This window comes from Halorubrum aquaticum (genome assembly GCF_900113615.1).
Taxonomy (GTDB): domain Archaea; phylum Halobacteriota; class Halobacteria; order Halobacteriales; family Haloferacaceae; genus Halorubrum; species Halorubrum aquaticum.
In genome coordinates, this window is sequence record NZ_FOPZ01000007.1 from 24728 (window position 1) to 46698 (window position 21971).

Here is a 21971-nt window from a genome sequence, read left to right on the forward strand (position 1 = left end):
GGACGGAACTATCAGATCTGATTTTTCGAGAGTGATTATTTTATAGGGCGTTCGGCGAGGTTCGGATGAACATGACGGGATTTCGAGGGCTCCTCCGCCGCGTGCTCGGACGGGACCGAGGAACACGATCGGTCCCGGACGGCGGGGTCGTCGTCGACGGGGCGTCCGGCGAGGACTTCCCGGAGGCGGACGCGGGGACCGGGACGGACGAACGCACGAACGAGCGCCATACGGTCAGTGACGAGGACGGAGTCAATCGTGCGGAGACGCTCGCGGACGCGGGATTCGAACAGGTGTTCGACGCGACGAGCGTCCCGACGTTCGTTCTCGACTGTGAGGGCAACGTCGCCGAGTGGAACGAGGCGATCACCACGCTCACCGGCGTGGACCGCGAGGACGCGATCGGTCACGGACACGTCTCCGAGCTGTTCTATCCGGACGGTCGTCGGGCCGACACGCTCGCGGACAAGGTGCTCGACGCGCCGGAGAACGCGGACGAGGCGTATGACGTCGAGCGCCGCGATTCCGTCCGGAACCGCTACCGCGACTCCAGCACGATGGTCGATCGACACGGCGACGAGCGACACATCGAGTTCACCGCGACCCCGCTGTACGACGACGACGACGGCGTAATCGGCGTGACCGAGGTCGTCATCGACCGAACGGAGAACGTCGAGGGACGAAAGGCGACCGCGGCGCTGGTCTCCGAGATCAGGGGGACCGCCGAGGCGATCGGCGAGGGCGACCTGGAGGCTCGCATCACTCGCGAGGACTCCTTCGAACGGCTCGACGACGAACTGCTCCGGGTCGTGGGCGCGGTCAACGGGATGGCAGCGAACCTCGAGGAGCTCTCCGAGAGCGTCCACGAACAGGCCCGCGAGATCGACGACACCGTCGAGGAGGCGAGCGCGGCGGCCGGCGAGATCGCGACGAACGTCGACGAACAGAACGAGCTGTTGGCGGAGGGCGTCGCGGAGATGCAGTCCTTCTCGGCAGGCATGGAGGAGGTCGCCGCGACCGCCGACCAGGTCGACGCGGCGGCCTCGAACGCCAGAGAGGCCGCAGAGGAGGGGCTCGACGCCAGCAGCGACGCCCGCGAGGCGACGGAGGACGTGGTCGAGATCGGCGACGAGCTGGTCGACAGCGTCGGCGCGCTCTCGGACCGCATGGACGACATCGAGGAGGTGATCGAGGTGATCTCCGACGTCGCGGAACAGACCAACCTGCTGGCTCTGAACGCCAACATCGAGGCCGCCCGCGCGGGCGAGGACGGCAACGGTTTCGCGGTGGTCGCGGAGGAGGTGAAGAAGCTGGCCGACGAGACCCGCGGGCACACCGAGGCGATCACCGACAGCCTCGCCGAGCTTCAGGCGCAGTCGGACGAGACGTCGGCGGCGGTCGAGCGCTCACACGAGCGGATCGAGGACGCGGGCGACGAGATCGAGACCGTCCTCGACTCGCTCACGGAGATCGCCGACGCGGTCGACGAGGCGGCGGACGGCGTCGCCGAGGTGGCGCGAACCACCGACGACCAGGCGGCGACCGTCGAGGAGCTCACCGCGACCCTCGAGAGCGTTCGCGACCGTTCGGACCGGACGGAATCGGCGACCGGGCGGATCGTCGAGGCGACCGACGACCAGGAGGCCGCCGTCGCGGAGCTGATCGACCGCGTCGAGCGTCTCGACGCTGCCCAGTAGTCCGGAGAGGAGGGATACGCCCCGGGGAACTCGACTCGCGTGGATCGTCGCCGCCGAACGTTTAACCTCGCTCAGTCCCCAGAAATCGTATGTCCGTCACGCCGCCCGGACCCATCGGGGACCCCCTCTTCGGCAACGGTCGACAATTCGCCGACGACCCCTTCTCGTTCATGCGTGCCTGCGCCGACAGCTACGGCGACGTCGTGCGGTTCGACCTCGGTCCGCGCGAGACGTACCTGCTCACGAACCCCGACGACATCGAGCGGGTGCTCGTCGCGGAGGCGGAGCGGTACCGCAAGCCGAACTTCGGCGACGACGCGATGGGGACGCTGCTCGGGGAGGGGCTGTTGTTGAGCGAGGGGGAGACGTGGCGACGCCAGCGGCGGCTCGCGAACCCCTCCTTTCACAGCCGTCGGATCGGCGCGCTCGCGGGGACGATGGTCGAACACACCGAGTCACAGATCGCGGAGTGGGAGGACGGCGAGATCGTCGACGTCCAACTCGAGGTCGCGCGGCTCACCGTTCGGATCATCGTCTCGGCGATGTTCGGCGCGGACGTCACCGACGAAGAGGTCCGGACCGTCCAGGAGAGCCTGGAACCGCTCGGCGCTCGGTTCGAGCCGGACCCGCGCCGCTTCCTGATCCCGAACTGGGTGCCGACGCGCGAGAACCGCGAGTTCGCCGCCGCCGTCGACACTCTCGAGTCGGTGATCGACGGCATCCTCGACCGGCGACGGGGAACCGAGCGGGACCCGGGGGTCGACCCGGCCGGCCCCGAGGGTGTCGCCGTGAGCGGTCCGCCGGGCGACCCCGACGGCGACGTGCCGATGGACCTGCTGTCCGTCCTGCTCCGGGCGCGCGAGCGTGGCGAGCAGACCGACGAGAACCTGCGCGACGAGCTGGTGACGATGTTGCTGGCGGGTCACGACACGACCGCGCTCGCGTTGACGTACACGTTCTACCTCCTCTCGAAACACCCGACGGCCCGAGAGCGCGTGGGGCGGGAGGCGGCGGCCGCGACCGCGGACGGCCCGCCGGACGCCGCGGCCGCCCGGGAGATGACGTACACGGACCGGGTCCTCTCGGAGTCGATGCGGCTGTACCCGCCCGTCTACACGCTGTTTCGCGAGCCCAAACTCGACGTGAAGATCGACGGGTACCGGATCCCGGAGGGTTCCGCGCTGATGTGCTCACAGTGGGTCGTCCACCGCTCGCCGCGGTGGTACGACGACCCGGATTCCTTCGATCCGGACCGGTGGACGCCCGACCGACGGAGCGAGCGGCCGCGGTTCGCGTACTTCCCGTTCGGCGGCGGGCCGCGCCACTGTATCGGGAAGGCGTTCTCGCTTCTGGAGGCGAAGATCATCCTCGCCTGCGTCCGTTCGCGCTACGAACTCGAGTACGAGGGGCCCGACCTCTCGCTGCGTGGGTCGCTGACGATGCACCCCGATCACCCGGTGCCGATGCGGATCCGCGAGCAGTGACGCGAGCCGGCGTCGCTACGTCACCCCGCCCTCGCTCGTCGCGTACTCCTCGTGCGCCCCGGCCTCGAGGATCGTCTCGATCCGGTCGACGACCTCGAGGACGTCAGCGAAGGCGGTGTACGGCGCGGCCGGACACACCCGCACGACGTTCGGCGGGCGGAAGTCGACGACCACGCCGCGGTCCGTCAGCGCCTGGCTCAACCGCTCGGCGTCGGGGTGTTCCAGGGCGACGTGGCCGCCGCGGGCGTCGCGGTCGCGGGGCGTCCCGATCGAGACGTCGGGGAGACGCTCGTCGACCGAGGCGATCAGGAAGTCGGTGAGCGCGAGCGACTTCGCGCGGATCCGCTCGATTCCCGCCTCTCGGAGGAGTTCGACGGAACCCTCCAGGGGCGCCGCCGCGAGCAGCGGCGGGGTGCCGATCTGCCACGCGCCCGCGGAGTCCGCGGGAGTGTACGTCAGGTTCATCTCGAACTGCGTCGCCTTCTCGTGGCCCCACCAGCCGGCGAGCGCGGGCGTGAGCCCGTGGTGGCGCTCGGCGACGAACAGCGCGCCGATCGACCCGGGGCCGGCGTTGAGGTACTTGTAGGTGCACCAGACCGCGAAGTCGACGCCGGCGTCGTCGAACGCGTGCGGCACCGCCCCGACCGAGTGGGCGGCGTCGAACCCCGCGTACGCGCCGGCGTCGTGTGCGGCCCGCGTGATCCGCTCGACGTCGAACAGCTGGCCCGACCGATAGAGCGCGGTCGGCATGAAGACGATCCCCACGTCGTCGTGTTCGTCGAGCGCCGCCTCGACGTCGGCGGGGCGGATCGTTCGGCCGTCGCGGCTCTCGACGATCCGGAGCTTCTCGTCGGGGTCGATCCCTCGCGAGCGGAGCTGTGCGCGGATCGCGTAGTGGTCCGAGGGGAAGTCCAGGTCGTTGACCAGCACCGCGGGGTCGACGTCGGGATCCCCGCCCGGAGCCCACGTCCCGTCGGCGGCCGCGTGCCCCGCCCGATCCGGGCCGTTTCCGGCGAGCAACTCGTCGAGGAACGTTCCGACGAGCGTGTGGACGTTCACCGTGATCGAGTTGCCGACGACGACCTCCTCGGGTTTCGCTCCGACCAGCGGCGCGAGCGCCGCGCCGATCCGCTCGCCGACCTCGAACCACGGCGGGTCCGCGTCGGTCCACCCCCCGATCAGCAGCTCGCGCCACTCGTCGACGACGCGGTCGAGGCTCGCAAGCGCGGCGTCGCTTGCCGGTCCGAGCGAGTTGCCGTCCATGTAGAGCCCGTCGTCGGGAACCGAGAACCGGTCCGCGAAGCCCGAGAGCGGGTCGTCCGCGTCGAGGCGGGCGGCGGTCTCCACCGGGTCCGATTCGAACCCGCCGCGATCGAGCGCCGCGTTCGCGGGGGCGTACGGGTCGTCTCCGTCCGTCGGGGAGGACGCCTCTCCTCCGGATTCGCCGTCCATACGAGGAGGGACGCCGCCGGCGACTAAGCCCTTCCGGGGGGCGGTTCACCCGTCCCGCGACGGCTCACTCCCGCGACTCGCCGAACCGGTGGACCGAACCCGATGCGAGCGCGCCGCAGACGGCGATCCCCGCGAGCACGAAGAACAGCTCCCGGGTGCCGGCGACCGTGAGAACGAACCCGGCGAGGCCGGCCCCGAGCGATCCGACGCCGAAGATCCCGAGGTAGGTGTACCCGAACGAGAGCCCCCGCGTTCCCGGCGGCGAGTAGGCGGCGACGGTCGCCTGCGAGAGCGGCTGGACCGTGAACAGCGCGACGCCGAGCAGCCCGGAGACGAGCAGGAACGACCAGACCTGCCCGGTGGCGGGCACGAACGCCAGCGCGAGCGCGGCGAGGATCGACATGAGGTACACGAGCCCCCGCTCGGGCGGGATCCGGTCGGCGATCCGGCCGCCGAGGTACTGGCCCGGGACGCCGACCATCAGGATCGCGACGTAGAGGTATCGCGCGGGGTCGAACTCCTCGGCGTAGGGCCCCTCGGGATCGACCAGCTGGAGGTCGGCGAACCCGCCGAGCGCGTCGCCGAGCAGGTCCGGGAGGAACGTGAGGAACGTCCGGTAGTAGAGCCCGCTGAACGTGACGAACACCAACACGAGCGCGAACCCGAGCGTCAGGAGCGCTCGCGTGTCGCCGACGAACCCGGCGAGCGAGCTTCCGGGAGTCGCGTCCGCGTCGGCATCGGGACCGAGGTCGCCGTCGGCGTCGTCGTCGGCCGCGACTTCGCCGGCCTCGTCGCCCTCGCCGGCGGCCGCGAGCGCGGCGTCGACGTCGACGGTGAGCCCGTAGCCGGCGACGAGGAACGCCGGGACCGTGAGCAGCGCGGCGACGACGCGCCAGTCGAAGGCGACGAGCAGCAGGACCGCGGCGAGCGGGCCGAGCGCGATCCCGAGGTTGCCGCCGATGCCGTGGTAGCCGAGCGCGGTCCCGCGGCGCTCGACCGCCTTCGAGAGCAGCGTGAGCCCGGCCGGATGGTAGACGCTGGCGGTGACGCCCCACACCGCGAGCGCGAGCGCGAGCACCGGGAGGCTCGGGGCGGCCCCCACCAGCAGGAACGAGCCGCCCATCCCGAGCAGGCACGCGAGGATGACCGGCTTCGATCCGAAGCGGTCGACGACCACGCCGCCGGGGAGCGCGCCGACGCCGAAGAGCCCGTAGCCGACCGTGACGAGGGCTCCGAGGGTCGCGGCCGTGGTCGAGAACTCCGCGATCCACACCGTGAGCAGGATCGGGATGGAAAGCTCGTAGGTGTGGACGAGCCCGTGGGAGCTCGCCGTGAAGGCGACGATGCGTCGCTCGTTCGCGTCCATGTGAACCCGACGTTTACCGGGGGCGGGCATAATCCCGAGGGTACATGACGGAGTTGCCGGGACGGCGGCGTCGTGCGGCTCGCGTATCCCAACCGTTTTCGTAGCGTGCGAGGAATTCAAGGTTCAGGCATGGATCCGGTCCTGCTCAGCCACGTGGCGGTCTTCGCCGTCTCCGCGCTCGCCTGCGTGGCGAGCCTCCCGCGCGTGCGGAGCATCCGGCACGCCGATACCCGCCGCGGGCTGGCGGCGCTCCTCCTCTCGGTCGCCGTCTGGTCGGTCGGCTACGTCGGGTACCTGCTCGCTCCGACGGCCGCGGGCAAGATCGCGTGGTACACGGTCGGATTCGTGTTCGCGTTCGCCGCCGTCGGCGCGTGGCTGTACTTCTGTGCCGCCTACACCGGCCGCCCCCCGCGACAGGCCCCGTATCGGAACGCCGCGATCGCGGCGTTCGTGGTCCTCACCGCGCTCAAACTCACGAACGCGTATCACGAGCTCTACTTCACGACCGCGTGGACGACCGAGCCGTTCCCTCACCTCGCGATCCGCCATCAGGTGCTCTACTGGCTCGTCCTCGGGCTGTCGTACGTCGTGATCGCCGTCGGCTTCTTCATGCTGCTCGAGCGGTTCCACTACACGGGCGCCGACAGCCGCCCGCTCGCGGTCCTCGTGAGCGTGACGGCGATCCCCGTCGCCGCGACGCTCTTCGGCGACCGGGTGGAGTGGCTGCTTCCGCTGATGTACGAGCCGCCGGGGGTCGCGCTGTTCGCGGTCGGGACGCTGTTCGTCTACAGCAACCGCCTCGAGACGATCCGACTCACCGGGGCGTCGGACAAGCCGGCCATCTACCTCGACGGCGACGGCCGCGTTCGGGACTACAACACCTCGGCACGGGAGATCCTTCCGTCGCTCGCGGACTCGCTTGGAGACCCGATCGAGTCGGTGAACCCCGTCGTCGCCGAACGACTGGAGACGGACGGCGTGTGTGCGATCGACCGGGACGGCGAGTCGCGGTCCTACGAGGTCGTGAGCACGCCCTTCACCGTCGGGGACGTTCCGACCGGACGGCTCGTGACGCTCACGGACGTGACCGACCGGGAGGCGTATCGTCGACGACTCGAGGTGAAAACGGAGCAGCTCGAGGCGTTGAACCGCGTCGTCAGACACGACATCCGGAACGACATGGCCGTGATCCTCGGCTGGATGGAGACGTTCGAGGGACGCGTCGACGACGACCTCGAGGTGGTCCTCGACCGCGTCCTGCGGAAGGCGACGCACGTCGTCGAGCTCACCGAGACCGCCCGCGAGTTCGTCGAGTCGCTCTCGGAGGGGGAGACGGCGAACCTCCGGCCGGTCGACGTACGGGAGACGATCGACGCGGAGCTCGCGGCCGTCCGCGAGTCGTTCCCGGACGCGACGTTCCGCGTCGACGGCGAGGTCCCCGACGTGCGGGTTCGAGGCAACCAGATGCTCTCCTCGGTCCTCCGGAACCTCCTCGAGAACGCGGTCCGGCACAACGACGAGCCGACTCCCGAGGTCGCGGTCGGCGTCGAGACGACGGGCGAGACCGTCAGGATCTCGGTGCGGGATAACGGACCGGGGATTCCCGACGACCGGAAACGGGAGGTCTTCGGCAAGGGCGAGAAGGGACTGGACAGCCCCGGAACCGGCATCGGACTGTACCTCGTTCACGTGTTGACGAGCCAGTTCGGCGGCGAGGTGTGGGTGGAGGACGGCGACCCCAAGGGGTCGGTGTTCGTCGTCGAACTCGTGAACGCGGACCGGGTCGAGAGCGACCGGGACGACGCGGACGGCTCGGGCGGCGGAAACCCGAACCTATAGCGCGGCCGGGTGGGAAGTCGGATCCGAATGTCGTGGTACCTCCTGCTGCTCGCCGGACTGTTCGAGATCGCGTGGGCGATCGGACTCGAGTACTCGGAGGGCTTCTCGAAGCCGCTCCCCACGCTCGGGACCGGCGTCGCGATCGTGATCAGCATGGTGCTTCTGGCGCGGGCCGTCGAGGACCTCCCCGTGGGCACGGCCTACGCGGTGTGGACCGGCATCGGGGCCGTCGGCACCGCGTCGCTCGGTGTCGTCCTCTTCGACGAGCCGGCCACGCTCGTCCGGGCCGGGTGTATCGGTCTGATCGTCGTCGGCATCGTCGGGCTCCACCTCGCGTCCGGCGGGCACTGACGCGCCGGCGATCACTCCACCGCGCCCAGATCGTAGGCGTCCGGGTGGTCGGGCTCCTTCCAGCCCTCCTTACCGCTCCAGGAGTCCACGTCGAGGCGGTAGACAGCCGTCCGGTCGATGGACTCGTCGGCCATCTCCTCGTAGTCCTCGCCGGGCGTCAACTGGGGGGCGAACTTCGCCATGAACCGTTCGAGGACGCGGCGTTTCTCCGCCCGCTCCGTGAGGAAGTCGACGGTCCCGTAGGCGACGACGCTCGAGTACTCGACGGTGAAGTTCACCGGCTCGTCGGCCGGCACGTACCGCCCCTTCTCGCTCGTCGTGAAGGTCGCGTTCGGCCGGTCGCCGTCCTCGACGAGGTCGTGTGCCCGCCCGCCCTGCGCGCCGTGGAGGTAGATCGCGCCCGCCTCGGGGTCGTAGACGAACAGTTGCGTCACGAGGTGCGGCGTGTCGTCGTCGACGAGTCCGAGCACGCCCGTCTCCTGCTCGGCGAGGAACTCCGGGATCCATTCGAGATCGTCGATCGCCTTTCCCTGATAGCGGATGGAGTCGGAGACGTCGGCGGGCGTGTGCTCGGTCATGCGGACCGATCGCGACGGTGTCTGTAAAGTCTTGTCGTGACTCACGAACGGCGTCGACGGGATCGCGGCCGCTTCTCCTGTGTGATCTCGACACCCAACCGAGACGGCGTTTTGCCTCCGCCGTTCGATATCTCCACTACCGGAGCGTCCGGCGTACTCCGTCAGAGGCACACGCTCGCGCTCGGTTATTTTCGCTCCGGCCGATCACTCGTTGCGGGCAAGCGCTTCGATAGTCGAAACCATACCACAGCTCGCCTGCGACCCCGTTACCGAATCAAATGTAGGCGGCAATCCCGTCCGTAAGGCGGATTCAAATCTCCTTGTCGGGTAGTGCCTGAATACGAATATTGATGTAGTGAGTCTTCTAAAGGCAGAATACAGTCACTCGGCGGCTTCCAAAAGTGAATGGACTCGCGGGGATTTGAACCCCGGGCCTCTTCCTTGCGAAGGAAGCGATCTGCCGCTGATCTACGAGCCCGCACCCGAAACGAGTCCCCGTTCGTACTTGTACCTTACTTTTCGTGGATCCCCGAGCGAAGGGTTCACACCCGCGAGCCGGCGCGTCGTACCGGTCGGGATCCACGCCACCGCCGCGACCGACGCCCTTAGGTGGCCGCCGGACCGAGTTCGAGTTGAAACGGAGGGATCGCGTCGTGCGATCCCGAACTTCGTAACGATTTTGGGATACATCGCACATTCGTTATCCTTTTGCGTGCGGGCCTCCTCGATCGGGGTATGTCAGAAGCGACGGCGGCGGCCGCCGACCCGGCGGCGATGGCGGCGTTGAAACACGTCGCGCTCGCGGGCGGGCTGACGGAGACGAAGGTGTCGTGTGCGGCGCTCGGCGACCGCCTCGACGCCTCGACCCAGACGGCCTCCAGACGCCTCCAGGCGCTCGAGTCCGCGGGGCTGCTCGAACGCGACGTGGTCGGCGACGGCCAGTGGGTCCGGGTGACTGACGCGGGCGAGGCCGCACTGCGCGGCGAGTACGCCGACTACCGCCGGCTCTTCGAGAGCGACGTCGAGCTCGTGCTTCGAGGGGAGGTCACCGGCGGGATGGGCGAGGGCCGCCACTACATCACCCTGCCGGGGTACGCGGAGCAGTTCGCCGCCCGGCTGGGCTACGAGCCGTTCCCCGGCACGCTCAACCTCGAACTCGACGAGGAGAGCGTCCGCCGGCGCGGTGAGATCGCGGGCGTCGACGCCGTCCCGATCGACGCGTGGGAGGACGAGGACCGCACGTACGGCGCGGCCGCGTGCTACGCCGTCACGCTCGTCGCCGACGGCGGCCGCTACGAGGACGCCCACGCGATCGTCCCCGACCGAACCCACCACGACGACGACAAGCTCGAGGTGATCGCCCCTGACGAGCTCCGGACGAAGCTCGACCTCGCCGATGGCGACGCGATCGAAGTGCGCGTCGAGGCGACCTCGCGGGCGGACAAGCCGGAAGAGGCCGACGAACCCGACGAGCCGATCGGGGAGGTGGCCTGATGCGCGCCGACGCCGAGGGTCCCGAGACGGAGCCCGACCCGGCCGACGCGCCGGTGGGGGCTGCCGACGCGGACGCGACCGCCGACACGGAGGCCGCCGCGGCGGTCGACCGTGCCCTGGCGGCGTTCCGCGCCGGCGACCCGGTCTGTATCCACGACTTCGCGGACCGCGAGGGCGAGACGGACATCGTCTACCCCGCGGGCGCGGTCGACCCGGCGGCCGTGGCACACATGCGCAACGACGCCGGCGGGCTGATCTGCGTCGCGGTCGACGACGCGGTCGCGGACGCGTTCGGGCTCCCGTTCCTCGCGGACGCGCTCGACCACCCCGCGGTGGACGACGACCCCGCCTACGACGACCGCTCCTCCTTCTCGCTGCCGGTCAACCACCGCGAGACGTTCACGGGGATCACGGACGCCGACCGCGCGCTGACGATCACGGAGGTGGCGAACGCGGCCGCCGCCGTCGCCGCCGACCCCGCTGGCTACACCCCCGAGGACTTCGCGGCGTCCTTCCGGGCACCCGGACACGTCCACGTCCTGCGCGGTGCGGTCGAGGGGATCGACGACCGCGTCGGTCACACCGAACTCGGGCTGGCGCTCGCCGAGGCCGTCGACGCCCCGCCCGCCGCCGTGGTGTGTGAGATGCTCGACGACGAGACGGGCGAGGCGCTCACGCCGGAGGACGCCGCCGCCTACGCGGAGCGACGCGGGATCCCCTACGTCGAGGGTGCCGCGCTCGTCGAGTCGCTTCGGTAATCGGACGACGCAACTCTGCTGTCGGCGCGCCCGGGAGCGGGCCAAAGGCCCGCGACCGGCCCGCGAGGGAGTCGGTCGCCGGAGGCGACCGACGAGGCTGGGGAGGCGTGAGGTGCGGCTGCGGTGCTGTGTAGGGTGGGGCTCAAAGGGGCAGCCGCGAGTCGTACGAGGGCGACCGGAGAGAGCCCTCGACTGGCGAACGGCAGCGAGGCGCTCCGCGCCTCTGGCAGCCGGCGGCGGAGCCGCCGGCGACGAAGCCGTGAGCCCTCGCGGCTGGGGCTTTGGCGGTGTTCACTGCGACAGCAACGACGTAGATCCGAGCGACTGGGGTTTCGGAAGTGCTCACCGCGCCAGCAACGATCTCACATCGAACGCCCGGGGCAGTGATACCGTCCTCCGTGACGTTCTTCCTATTCGAGAAGAGTAGATCCGGCGGAGCGGGACGGGTATCTCATAATTTTAAGCCCGGACGCCGCGAGTCCGGTAGTATGGGATTCGACGAGATGGACGTCGACACGATCTGGAAGAACGGGGAGTTCCTCGACTGGGAGGACGCGACCACCCACGTTCTCACGCACGCGCTCCACTACGGCAGCGGGGTGTTCGAGGGGCTCCGGTGCTATGAGACCGAGCAGGGTCCCGCGATCTTCCGGCTCGAGGAGCACCTCGACCGTCTCTTCGACTCCGCGAAGATGTACGACATGGAGATCGAGCACTCCCGCGAGGAGATCACGGAGGCGACCCTCGAACTCCTCGACCGCCAGGACCTGACCTCCTGTTACATCCGGCCGATCGCCTACTACGGCTACGATTCGCTCGGCGTCTCGCCGGGCGACTGCCCGACCGACCTCGTGCTCGCCGCCTGGCCGTGGGGGACCTACCTCGGCGAGGAGGCCTTAGAGGAGGGCGTCGACGTGATGGTCTCCTCCTGGCGGAAACACGCCTCCTCGCAGGTTCCCACGAACGTGAAGACCACCGGCCTCTACGTCAACTCCATGCTCGCGGGCGAGGAGGCCCGCCGGAACGGCTACGTCGAGGCGATCGTCTTGAACAAGGAGGGGAACGTCGCGGAGGGTCCCGGCGAGAACGTCTTCATGGTCAACGACGGCGAGGTCTACACCACCGGACAGGCCCAGTCGATCCTCGAGGGCATCACCCGCGACACGGTGATCACGCTCGCCGAGGAGCGCGGCTACGAGGTCCACGACGAGGCCGTCATCTCGCGCGGCCAGCTGTACACCGCCGACGAACTGTTCTTCACCGGCTCCGCCGCCGAGGTGACGCCGATCCGCTCGGTCGACGACACGGAGATCGGAAGCGGCACGCGGGGGCCCGTGACCGAGGAGCTTCAGGAGGCCTTCTTCGAGGTCATCGAACGCCGGACCGACGACCACGACGAGTGGTTCACGTACCTCTAGGTCGGTTCACGTCCCGGTAGCCCGTTCGTCACGAACCGGGCGTCCCGGTCGAGTCGTCCACGCCGCCGCTCGGGGACCCCTCCTCGCCCTCCGGCCGATCCCCCGCGGCCTTCCCCGGATGTCCGACGCCGGGCCGGTGGTCCTCGGGACGGTCGTCGGCGGGCGGCCGCTCCTCCTCGACGGGGATCTGGTGGGCGGACTCGCCGAAGCCGGCCGAGAGGATACGGGTCATCCCTTCCTCGACGCTCTCGCCGGTGTCCTCGACACGCTCGGGCTCGACCTCGATGACGAAGCCGGTGGTGATGTTCGGGGCGGTCGGCATGAAGAGGACGATCTTCCCGTCGCGGGTCTTCTTGCCCGTCCGGAACGCGGTCATCCGGATGCCGGGCCACGTCTCGAGGTAGACGGGGTTCTGAAGCTCGTCGGTGCCGGAGATGGCAGTCTCGGCCGCCAGCTTCGAGGCGTTGTACACCACGCGCAACGCGGGGATCCGGTTTATCGCGTCGTCGACCTTCGCCTCCGCGAGCCGGCCGAGCGTCGTTCGCATGAAGTAGCCGACCGCGAGCACGAGCGTCGACAACACCGCGATGGCGATGACGACCCGCGAGACCGGCTCCAGCGGAGCGGGGATCCAGTTCGGCTGGAGTGCGTCGATGAGCGGGATCGACGCGATGTGGTGGTAGATCCACCGGATGACGAGGAGCAGAACGAGGAGCGGGGCCAACACGATGAGCCCGCTGGCGAAGTCGCGTTTCCACGTGGACATCTATCGTCTCGCTATGCGACGGGGACGCTTAAGAGGGCTTCTCATGTCGGGCGAGCGAGCGGTCGCGTCGAACGAGTTCGACGGCCCCGATCCGACCGGCTCACCCCCCGGCGATCGCCCGCACGGCGAACGTCAGGTTCTCCTTGCGCTCGCGCACGCGACGGTAGAAGTACGAGAGCCACTTGTCCCCGTAGGGCGCGTACTGTTTCACGTCGACGCCCTGTCTCGCGAGGTCGCGCTGGGCGTCCTCGCGGACGCCCATCAGCATCTGGACCTCGTAGTCGGTGCCGTGTTCGGTCGCGAGACGGTTGGCGAGCGAGACCATCTCGGGGTCGTGGCTGCCGACGGCGACCCCCCGGTCGCGGCGCTCGAAGAGGAACTCGATGTCGCCGCGGTACGCCTCGTCGACGTCGGCCTTGTCGGTGTAGGCGACCGACTCGGGCTCGTCGTACGCGCCCTTCACGAGCCGGACGACGCCGGGAACGTCGACGAGGCGTTCGAGGTCCTCGCGGGTCCGCTTGAGGTTCGACTGGACGCACTGGCCGACGCTCCAGGGGTAGTCGGCCGCGATCGACTCGAAGGCATCGAGGGTGGCGTCGGTGGTGTCGGCGTCCTCCATGTCACACCAGACGAACGCGTCGCGCTCGTGGGCGTGTGCGACCAGGTCGCGGTACTGCTCCTCGAAGAGGTCGGCGGAGACGTCGAGTCCGATCTGCGAGGGCTTCACGGAGATACACGCGTCGAGGTCCGTGCTCGCCAGATCGTCGAGGAGTCGACGGTACGCGTCCGCGTCCGCGCGGGCGTCGGCGGGGTCGTCGTAGTGCTCCCCGAGCAGGTTCAAGATGACGGCGATTCCCTCCTCGTTTCTGGCCCGTGCGTGCTCGAGCGCCTCGGGGACGCTCTCGCCGGCGACGAACCGGCGCGCGATCGGGGGGATCATATCGGGAGGAGGGTGCCGCCCGACTTGAGCGTTGTCACCGGTCGATCCGCGGACGGGACGGGGACTCGGCCTCCGGTCCGCGCGTCGGATCCGCGGTTTATATCACCCGGACGGGCGTGGTGCCGGCATGGTCGGCTCGCTCGTCGCGACCGCGTTCTGGGCGATGGTGCCAGCGTACGTGCCGAACAACGCCGCGGTGCTCGCCGGCGGCGGCCGCCCCATCGACGGCGGCCGCGAGTGGCGGGGCGCCCGCCTGCTCGGCGACGGGAAGACCTGGCGGGGCACCGCCGTCGGGACGGCCGTCGGCGTGCTCGTGGCGCTCGGGCTCAACGCCGTCGTCGACCCCGCGAGCGCCGCCGTCGGCGTGGACTTCCCGACGTTCAAGCTTCCCGCGGCGGTCGCGCTCGCGTTCGGCGCGATGGCGGGCGACATCGGCGCGTCCTTCCTGAAGCGGCGCTCCGGCCGCGAGCGCGGGGCGTCGTTCCCCGGGCTGGACCAGCTCGACTTCGTCGTCGGCGCGCTCTTGGCCGTCTTCCTCGTCGCGCCCGGCTGGGCGACCGCCGTCTTCACGCTCCCGGTTCTCGCCGTCGTGGCCGTGATGACGCCCGTCCTCCACGTGGTGACGAACGTCGCCGCCTACGCGCTCGGGCTGAAGAACGAGCCCTGGTGAGCGGCTCCGAGCGGCGACGGGGATCCGGCGGAAAAGCCGCGCTCCTCGCTACCGGTTCCGGCCCGTCGACAGGTCGACGATCACCTGATCGCCGACCGCGGTGAGGGCGTCGCCGGGGATCCGGATCGTCTCGTCGTCGCCGTCGGCGACGTCGCGGTCGCGGTCGACATCGTGGTCGACGTCGCGATCACGTTCGATCGATTCGATCGCGTCGCCGCGTCCGGGCGCGTCCGGGCCGGGATCGACGAGGAGCGTCTCGAAGTCGCCGGACTTCGGGTCGATGGTGAGGTCGTGGACGGTACCGAGCTTTCTGCCGTCTGCGCTGAGCACCGGCTTCTCGGGGAGGGCGCTCGCGAGGACCGTGGACATGCCATCTGGAGATGAGCGGGAACGCGATAAAAAAAGTACGGGATCGTCGGTCCGAAGGCGGCGTCCGTGACCGATCGGTCGGATCCGATCGGATGGGCGACCGGATCCGAAACCACGGAAAGATACTTATGGGTGTGTGGCATACGTTCTCACGCAATGTCTAGCGCACCCAGCACGAACGACGACGTGTTCGACGAGTTCCTGTCCGACCGGGGCCACGAGACGGAGATCGTACGCTGGGAGCGATCGTATAACAAGCTTCAGTGCCCCGAGTGTGGTGCGCTCCATCCGGAGGGGACCGCCAGCTGTTCCGTCTGCGACTGGCGGCCGACCTGACGCCGACGGCACCGATCGACCGGTTAGCGGTTTTCTTTCCGTCCGATCCGGGCGGCAGTATTATGTATAACGATTAGCTAGTGGGGCGTATGCCGACCTGCCAGAACTGCGGTTCGTTCGTCACGACCGACTACGTCCGGGTGTTCACGCCCAACGACGTGGACCGGCCCCGCGTCTGTCCGGGCTGTGAGGACCTCGTCCGTGACGGTGCCGACGTGCGAGAAGCGCGCGCGACCAGAAGCAACTGATCCTCGAGCGACCGGCCCTCCACCGGATCGACTCCAGTCTTCGTCCCCACGTTCGTTCTCGAGGTGCCCGTAGGCGGCCCGAACACCCCGTCATCGAGCCACGGCGTTTAAGGAGAGCCGCGATCAGTAGTCGGTAATGAACGACCCCACCGTAACGCGACTGTTCGGCGGCCCCGGGAGCGGGAAGACGACGGCCCTCCTCGACCGCGTCGAGGGGATCCTCGAGGACGACGAAGCGGACGTCCGCGACGTGCTCGTCGTCTCCTACACCCGCGCGGCCGCCGCGGAGATCCGCGAGCGACTCGCCGAGCGCCTCGACGTCTCCCCTCGAAGCCTCCAGGGGAACGTCTGTACGATGCACGCGAAGGCCTACGAGCTGCTCGACCTCTCGCGGGGGGACGTCGTCGGCGAGAGCGACAAGGAGGAGTTCTGTGGGGAGTACGGCATCGAGTTCGAGGACCAACACGGCGGGGCCGGCCGCCGGACCGCGCGGTCGACGACCATCGGCAACAAGATCATCGCCACCTCCCAGTGGCTCCAGCGCACCGAGCGCGACGTGGCCGACTGGTACGACGTGCCCTTCCAGTGGAACGTCGAGGAGGTCAGGCTCCCGCCCGAGGAGGACCCCAACGCCCAGCAGGGCAACAAGTACACGCCGACGTGGCCCTCCGACGACGACCGGATCGACATCCCCGAAGCGATCCGTGCGTGGCGAGCCTACAAGGGCGAACACGGGCTCGTCGGGTTCGCGGACATGCTCGAACGCGTGGCCCAGCGCTCGCTCGTCCCGAACGTCGAGTACCTGATCATCGACGAGTTCCAGGACATCACGACACTCCAGTACGGCGTCTTCGAGGAGTGGAAACCCCACATGGAGAAGGTCCTCATCGCCGGCGACGACGACCAGGTCGTCTACGCCTGGCAGGGCGCTGACCCCGACCTCCTCCTCGAGACTGACGTCGACGAGGACGTGATCCTCCCGAACTCCTACCGGCTCCCCTCGGAGATCCTCAACGTCGTCAACGCGGAGATCCGCCACATCGACAAGCGCCAGGAGAAGGACCTCCACCCGCGAAAGGAGGGCGGCAGCGTCGAGGCGATCGAGTCGCCGTCGATGCTCGAACTCGTCCGGAACGTCCGGTACACCGTCGAGGACGACGAGGGCAGCGTGATGTGTCTGTTCCGCGCGCGCTACCAGATGTTCGACTTCATCGACGAGTTCATCGACCACGGGATCCCCTTCACGATGTTGACCGACGGGCGGATGTGGACCGACCGGGTACAGGACTACGTCTCCGCGATCGAGAAGCTCGACGACGACGAGCCGATCACGCTGCTCGAGGCTCGTCGGCTGGCGGACATGCTCCAGGAGTCGGCGTTCGGAACCCACGACCGCGAGGAGTTCTACGACTTCATCGACGACCGCGAGGAGGCCGCCGACGCCGAGGACATCTCGCTCATCGAGGTGGCGACCGACGAGGTCCGCGACCGCATCCCGTTCATGCCCGACGCGGCGAGCGCCGACGACATGGTCCGGAAGGTGACGAGCTTCCAGCGGAAGTCGATGGGCGCGTACTTCGAGGGCGACTACGAGGGGATGGACCCGACCCGCGTTCGGGTGGGAACCATCCACTCCGCGAAGGGTCGCGAGGCGGACCACGTGTTCGTCGCGACGGACCTCACGGAGAAGGTCGTCGAGCAGATGGCCGCCTCCATCGACGACCCGACCGACGTCGACGGCGTCGACGAGTTCACGAAGACGACGAGCCCCGTTCCGGTGCTCACGGACAACGAGCGCCGGGTGTTCTACGTCGGGATGTCCCGCGCCCGCGAGCGCCTCGTGATCATGGAGAGCCTCATCGGCGGCGCGCCGACGCTCCCGATCAGCGTCCTGCTGTTCAACGAGCTCCGCGACGAGCCGCCACAGGAACTCATCGAGGAGGTCCAAGACGAGGTGGCGGTCCCCGAACCCGAGCCGTGAGCGGCGAGCGCTCGGAACCTCGCCCGCTCCGGACCGACCTCTCCCCCGTCGCCGAGGCGGTCGCGGAGGCGGACGCCGCCGGGTTCGTCGCGGTCGGCGACCGCCTCGACGACGACCTCCGGTACCTGACGCGCGTTTCCGGGCCGGACCGGACGTACGGAGTCGTCGTGACTCCCGAGTCCGCGTCGTCGCCCCCGCGGGCGGTCCTCCTCGCGACCCCTTCCGTCGTCGGATCGGCCGAGCGACGATTCGTCGACGCCGCCCGGATCGACGCGGCTCGGGACGGATCCGCTCGGAGCGACCCCGCCGCCTTCCACGACGGGGTCGTCCGCGCGGTTCGGACCGGGCGCGCCGGCGACCCGATCGGCGTCCGCGCCGCCGCGGTCCTCGACGAACGCGGGAGCGCCCCCGATGACGACGTCGGTCGCGACGACGGTCTCGCCCGCGACGACGCCCGTCGCGTCCTCGTTCCCCGCACCGTTCCCCACGACGCCGCCGTCTACCTCGAGCGGGCGGGTTACGACCCCACGTCGACGCCCGTCGTGACCGACTCGCGGGCGGTCAAGACCCCGGCGGAGGTGGACCGGATCCGGCGGATACAGCGCGTCGCCGCGGCCGGAATGGCGCGCGCGGAGGCAATACTCGCGCGGAGCGGGCCCGTCGATCCCTCCGGTGTCGACGGGGACGAACGACCCGTCCTCCGCTGGGAGGGCGATCCGCTCACGACCGAGCGGCTCCGGCGCGCGGTGAACGCGACGGTCGCCGAACTGGGAGCCGGTGACGCCGGACACACCGTCGTCGCCGCGGGGCGGACCGCCGCGGATCGCGACGGCGATGGCGGTTCCGTCCGCGCTCCCGTCACCCTCGGCGTCGACCGAGCCGCTCCGATCCGGTCGGGCGAGACGGTCGTGGTCGAACTCGCCCCGCGCGGGCCGGACGGCTACCACGGCGCGCTCACGCGGACGTTCGTCGTCGACGGCGACGGCGGTTGGGCGCGTCGGGCGTACGTCGCGGTCGAGTCGGCCCGCGAGGCCGCGCTCGCGGAGGTAGAGTCGGGAGCCCCGACGGCGACCGTCCACGGGGAGGCGGCCGCCGAACTGGCCGCCTACGGCTTCGATCCGAACGCGTCGCCGGGCGAGCCGGGATACACCCACGACACCGGTCACGGGGTCGGCCTGTCTCGACGAGAGCCGCCGGCGCTGCCGGGGGGAACCGACCTCCGTCCCGGGCACGTCCTCGCCGTCGAACCCGGCGTGTACGACCCCGAGATCGGCGGCGTTCGGCTGGGTGACCTCGTCGTCGTGCGCGAGAACGGTCACGAGGTCCTCGTCGAATACCCGTTCGGGACGAGTCCCACCGATCGAGGGGAGTTCGACGGTCTCCGGCACGATCGGTAGCCACGGTGGGCCGTCGATAGCTACGATGGTCGTTTGAGTCATCAGCGGTCCTATGTCCTCCCCCTCCGATCGTCGGAACACATGCCGACGCAGCCCTCCACGGCCGACGAGGCCGAATCGAGCGGACGCATCGTGCGAAAACTGCTCCCGGCCGCGGCCACGGTCCTCGTGGCCGCGCTCGCGGTGGTCGGGGTCGCGCTCGTCGGGAGCGCGTTCGCGGGGACCGCCGCCGCGGACGGCACCGCCAGCCTCGACGCGTCGATCGTCTCCGTGAGCGAGGACGGCACCGCCGCCATCGGCGTCGAGACCGACGGCGTCGACGAGTTCTCGATCGCGATCGGCGACGAGTCCGACACCGGATACGCGCTCCACGCGACGGTGACTCCGGACGACGACGGCACCACGTCGCTCGTTCTCGATCACGCCGAGACGGGTGGAGGCGGGACGCCCCTGACCGCCGAGGGCGACGCCTCGGTCTCGATCGACGACGAGACCGGCCTCGAGGAACCCATCGCGCCCGGGTCCTACGACGTGGAAGTGTCCACCGACGGCGACGAACCGGACGACGTCGGGACGCTGATGGTCGAACCCGCATCGACGGGAGACGGGTCCGGTGACGGCGACGAAGGCGAGTCGGCGGACGACGATTCGACGGACGGATCGAGCGATCCGGCCGTCGTCACCGAGTCTGACGTCGAGGCGGCCGACGTGGTCGTCGAGCCGGCCGAGACGGACGTAAGCGTTCCCGTCGACCTCGCGGACGGGGAGACCGTGACCCTCCGGATCCGGTCGACCGGGGACGCGACTCCCGCGTACATCAAGACCGCGGAGCCGACGGTCGAGGACGGCGAGGCGACCGCGACGTTCGACCTGAGCCGGGCGAGCCACGGCGACCGCGCGACGCTGACGGTCCGCGGGAACGACGGGCTCGACGGTGAGAACGAGCACGAGGTCCTGATCGTCGACGAGTCGATCGGCGTCGAGGAGAGCGGTGAGGACGGCGGGAACGGCGGAACCGGCAGCGCCGACGACGGCTCCGGTGACGGCGGCTCCGACGACGGAACCGACACCAGCGTCCCCGGCTTCGGCGTCGTCGTCGCCGTGCTCGCGCTGTGTGCGACCGCGCTCGTCGCGAACCGGCGGCGCGCGTAGGTCGGTCGCCCGCGGGTTTTCGGATCCCCGTTGAACTACTTCTCGACGGGGTCGCCGTCGGACCCCGACTCCGCGTCGTCGTCGCGGAGCTGCCGCGGGAGGAGCCCGCGGACGAGTCCACGAAAGATCCGACCGGGGTCGAGGAAGTACTGCGGCAACACGACCATCGCGACGGCGACGACGAGCAGCCCGCCGCCGAGGGCGACCTCGCCCGCGAGGAGCCGGACGATCGCGTAGTTCGCGAGCGGCAGCGCGAACACCAGCGACGCCGCCAGCCCGATCATGTCGAACAGCCCGAGACTCATGTGGCTCCCCTATCCCCTCGGCCCGGATAAACGGCTCTGTTGGTGCCTTCCGTTCGGACGGGACCTCGTGTGGACGATCGTTCTTCGAGTGGATGGATCGGTTTGCGGACCTCTACCGACTCGGCCGAGGGAACGATTCATGGGGTCGGCGAACACCACCCTTCAAGTCGGTCGGACGTTTCCGGTCCGACATGTCCGACCGACCGACGACCGCCGTCGTCCTCGCCGCCGGCGCGGGGCGACGGCTGAGTCCGTTGACGAACCGGCGGCCGAAGCCGATGGTCCCGGTCGCCAACAAGCCCCTCCTCGAGTACGTGATAGAGGCCGCGAGCACGGCCGGCGTCGACGAGATAGTCCTCGTCGTGGGCTACGAGCGCGAGCGGATCCAGACTCACTTCGGCGACGGCGACGACTGGGACGTCTCGATCCGATACGTGACCCAGGAGAAGCGGCTCGGTACCGCACACGCGGTCTCGCAGGCCGAACCGCTCGTCGACGGGCCGTTCCTCGTGTTGAACGGTGACCGGATCGTGGAGCCGTCCGCGGTCGAAGACGTCCGCGAGGCGCTCGCCGACGGCGACGCCGCGGGCGCGATGGCGGTGACCCGAAGCGACCGGCCGCGGGCCTACGGGGTCGTCACCGTCCGTGACGGCCGCGTGGAGACCATAGTCGAGAAACCCCGGCAGGGCGCGGACTCCGAGGTCATCAACGCGGGCGTGTACGCGTTTACCCCCGCGGTGTTCGACGCCATCCGCGACACCCGACCGTCCGAGGAGGGCGAGTACGAGCTGCCCGACACCGTCGAGCGGCTCATCGACGACGGCGGCGTCCGTGCCGTCAGGTACGACGGCGGCTGGCACGACGTCTCGTACCTCTGGGACCTGCTCGCGGTCACCGACGACGTGCTCGACCGCGACGGCGGGGCCGTCGAGGGGACGCTCGCGCCCGGCGCGGGCGTCGACGACCGCTGCGTCGTCGCCTCGACCGCGTCCGTCGGCCGCGGCGCGGTCGTCGGCGCGGGGACGACGGTCGGCGAGAACGCCCGGATCGAATCCAACGCGACCGTCGAGCGTTCCGTGGTCTTCCCGGACGCGACCGTCGAGGCCGGCGCGGTGGTCCGCGACTGTATCGTCGGCGCGGGTGCCGACGTCGGCGCGAACGCCACGGTCCGGGGCGGGACCGCGACCGTCGCCGTCGCGGGCGAGCTGTACGAGGGCGTGCGCCTCGGCGCGGTCGTCGGCGACGACGCGACCGTCGGCGGCGCGGCGGCGCTCTCGCCGGGGACCGTCCTCGGCAACGACGCCGTCGTCGGCGACGGCGCGTCGGTGAGCGGGCGGATCGAGGACGGCGTGACGGTACGGAGGGGGTAA

At 69.8% G+C, this 21971-nt stretch carries 21 protein-coding genes and 1 tRNA gene; 14 read left to right on the plus strand and 8 right to left on the minus strand.

Going from position 1 to position 21971, the window contains the following annotated elements; genetic code table 11:
* Positions 1 to 71: 71 nt before the first annotated feature.
* Positions 72 to 1697: a methyl-accepting chemotaxis protein gene (locus F3H10_RS07795; protein WP_149784217.1), complete on the plus strand. Its 1626-nt coding sequence runs from the start codon at positions 72 to 74 to the stop codon at positions 1695 to 1697.
* A gap of 89 nt (positions 1698 to 1786) precedes the next feature.
* Positions 1787 to 3181, plus strand: coding sequence for a cytochrome P450 (locus F3H10_RS07800; protein WP_149784218.1), 1395 nt, complete (start codon positions 1787 to 1789; stop codon positions 3179 to 3181).
* Between the two features lie 15 nt (positions 3182 to 3196).
* On the opposite strand, the gene kynU is transcribed toward F3H10_RS07800, so the two are convergent.
* Positions 3197 to 4633, minus strand: coding sequence for a kynureninase (gene kynU, locus F3H10_RS07805; RefSeq protein ID WP_149784219.1), 1437 nt, complete (start codon positions 4631 to 4633; stop codon positions 3197 to 3199).
* A 64-nt stretch (positions 4634 to 4697) separates the two neighbouring features.
* A complete protein-coding gene (locus F3H10_RS07810; protein ID WP_149784220.1) occupies positions 4698 to 5999 on the minus strand; it encodes an MFS transporter in 1302 nt (433 codons plus the stop codon).
* A 129-nt stretch (positions 6000 to 6128) separates the two neighbouring features.
* On the opposite strand from F3H10_RS07810, the gene F3H10_RS07815 reads away from it, so the two are divergent.
* Together F3H10_RS07815 and sugE are read left to right on the plus strand one after the other, a co-directional pair.
* Positions 6129 to 7838 (plus strand): sensor histidine kinase, encoded by a 1710-nt coding sequence (locus tag F3H10_RS07815; RefSeq protein ID WP_149784221.1) that lies wholly within the window; start codon positions 6129 to 6131, stop codon positions 7836 to 7838.
* A gap of 27 nt (positions 7839 to 7865) precedes the next feature.
* Complete coding sequence (gene sugE, locus F3H10_RS07820; RefSeq protein ID WP_149784222.1) at positions 7866 to 8189, plus strand: quaternary ammonium compound efflux SMR transporter SugE; 324 nt, start codon at positions 7866 to 7868, stop codon at positions 8187 to 8189.
* 11 nt (positions 8190 to 8200) lie between these two features.
* On the opposite strand, the gene F3H10_RS07825 is transcribed toward sugE, so the two are convergent.
* Positions 8201 to 8767 (minus strand): pyridoxamine 5'-phosphate oxidase family protein, encoded by a 567-nt coding sequence (locus F3H10_RS07825; RefSeq protein WP_149784223.1) that lies wholly within the window; start codon positions 8765 to 8767, stop codon positions 8201 to 8203.
* 406 nt (positions 8768 to 9173) lie between these two features.
* Positions 9174 to 9245, minus strand: a tRNA-Ala gene (locus tag F3H10_RS07830).
* A 257-nt stretch (positions 9246 to 9502) separates the two neighbouring features.
* Here F3H10_RS07830 and F3H10_RS07835 point away from each other — a divergent pair.
* From F3H10_RS07835 to F3H10_RS07845, 3 genes are all read left to right on the plus strand, one after another.
* Positions 9503 to 10261: a DUF120 domain-containing protein gene (locus F3H10_RS07835; protein WP_149784224.1), complete on the plus strand. Its 759-nt coding sequence runs from the start codon at positions 9503 to 9505 to the stop codon at positions 10259 to 10261.
* The gene (ribB, locus tag F3H10_RS07840) at positions 10261 to 11019 is read left to right on the plus strand and encodes a 3,4-dihydroxy-2-butanone-4-phosphate synthase (protein ID WP_149784225.1); all 759 of its coding nucleotides are present in this window, start codon (positions 10261 to 10263) and stop codon (positions 11017 to 11019) included. The genes F3H10_RS07835 and ribB overlap by 1 nt, the downstream gene beginning before the upstream one ends.
* A 488-nt stretch (positions 11020 to 11507) precedes the next feature.
* Positions 11508 to 12437, plus strand: coding sequence for a branched-chain amino acid transaminase (locus F3H10_RS07845; RefSeq protein ID WP_149784226.1), 930 nt, complete (start codon positions 11508 to 11510; stop codon positions 12435 to 12437).
* A 28-nt stretch (positions 12438 to 12465) separates the two neighbouring features.
* Here the strand turns inward: F3H10_RS07845 and F3H10_RS07850 are convergent, their stop codons facing one another.
* Together F3H10_RS07850 and F3H10_RS07855 are read right to left on the minus strand one after the other, a co-directional pair.
* Positions 12466 to 13203: a DUF502 domain-containing protein gene (locus F3H10_RS07850; RefSeq protein WP_149784227.1), complete on the minus strand. Its 738-nt coding sequence runs from the start codon at positions 13201 to 13203 to the stop codon at positions 12466 to 12468.
* Positions 13204 to 13303: 100 nt separating this feature from the next.
* Positions 13304 to 14143, minus strand: a complete 840-nt coding sequence (locus F3H10_RS07855; RefSeq protein WP_149784228.1) for a proline dehydrogenase family protein — start codon at positions 14141 to 14143, stop codon at positions 13304 to 13306.
* Positions 14144 to 14270: 127 nt separating this feature from the next.
* On the opposite strand from F3H10_RS07855, the gene F3H10_RS07860 reads away from it, so the two are divergent.
* Positions 14271 to 14813 (plus strand): CDP-2,3-bis-(O-geranylgeranyl)-sn-glycerol synthase, encoded by a 543-nt coding sequence (locus tag F3H10_RS07860; protein ID WP_149784229.1) that lies wholly within the window; start codon positions 14271 to 14273, stop codon positions 14811 to 14813.
* A 48-nt stretch (positions 14814 to 14861) separates the two neighbouring features.
* On the opposite strand, the gene F3H10_RS07865 is transcribed toward F3H10_RS07860, so the two are convergent.
* A complete protein-coding gene (locus F3H10_RS07865; RefSeq protein WP_149784230.1) occupies positions 14862 to 15182 on the minus strand; it encodes a PRC-barrel domain-containing protein in 321 nt (106 codons plus the stop codon).
* A 156-nt stretch (positions 15183 to 15338) separates the two neighbouring features.
* On the opposite strand from F3H10_RS07865, the gene F3H10_RS07870 reads away from it, so the two are divergent.
* The 5 genes from F3H10_RS07870 to F3H10_RS07885 all read left to right on the plus strand — a co-directional run bounded on the left by F3H10_RS07870 (position 15339) and on the right by F3H10_RS07885 (position 20296).
* Positions 15339 to 15518: an HVO_0416 family zinc finger protein gene (locus F3H10_RS07870; RefSeq protein ID WP_066412020.1), complete on the plus strand. Its 180-nt coding sequence runs from the start codon at positions 15339 to 15341 to the stop codon at positions 15516 to 15518.
* Between the two features lie 89 nt (positions 15519 to 15607).
* The gene (locus tag F3H10_RS16055) at positions 15608 to 15766 is read left to right on the plus strand and encodes a DUF7563 family protein (RefSeq protein ID WP_188127902.1); all 159 of its coding nucleotides are present in this window, start codon (positions 15608 to 15610) and stop codon (positions 15764 to 15766) included.
* 136 nt (positions 15767 to 15902) lie between these two features.
* A complete protein-coding gene (locus tag F3H10_RS07875; protein ID WP_149784231.1) occupies positions 15903 to 17747 on the plus strand; it encodes a UvrD-helicase domain-containing protein in 1845 nt (614 codons plus the stop codon).
* The gene (locus F3H10_RS07880; protein WP_149784232.1) at positions 17744 to 19144 is read left to right on the plus strand and encodes a M24 family metallopeptidase; all 1401 of its coding nucleotides are present in this window, start codon (positions 17744 to 17746) and stop codon (positions 19142 to 19144) included. Before F3H10_RS07875 ends, F3H10_RS07880 begins: the two co-directional genes overlap by 4 nt.
* Before the next feature lie 81 nt (positions 19145 to 19225).
* Positions 19226 to 20296 (plus strand): BGTF surface domain-containing protein, encoded by a 1071-nt coding sequence (locus F3H10_RS07885; protein ID WP_149784233.1) that lies wholly within the window; start codon positions 19226 to 19228, stop codon positions 20294 to 20296.
* A gap of 35 nt (positions 20297 to 20331) precedes the next feature.
* On the opposite strand, the gene F3H10_RS07890 is transcribed toward F3H10_RS07885, so the two are convergent.
* A complete protein-coding gene (locus tag F3H10_RS07890; RefSeq protein ID WP_149784234.1) occupies positions 20332 to 20601 on the minus strand; it encodes a DUF7533 family protein in 270 nt (89 codons plus the stop codon).
* A gap of 191 nt (positions 20602 to 20792) precedes the next feature.
* On the opposite strand from F3H10_RS07890, the gene glmU reads away from it, so the two are divergent.
* Positions 20793 to 21971, plus strand: coding sequence for a bifunctional sugar-1-phosphate nucleotidylyltransferase/acetyltransferase (glmU, locus tag F3H10_RS07895; RefSeq protein WP_149784235.1), 1179 nt, complete (start codon positions 20793 to 20795; stop codon positions 21969 to 21971).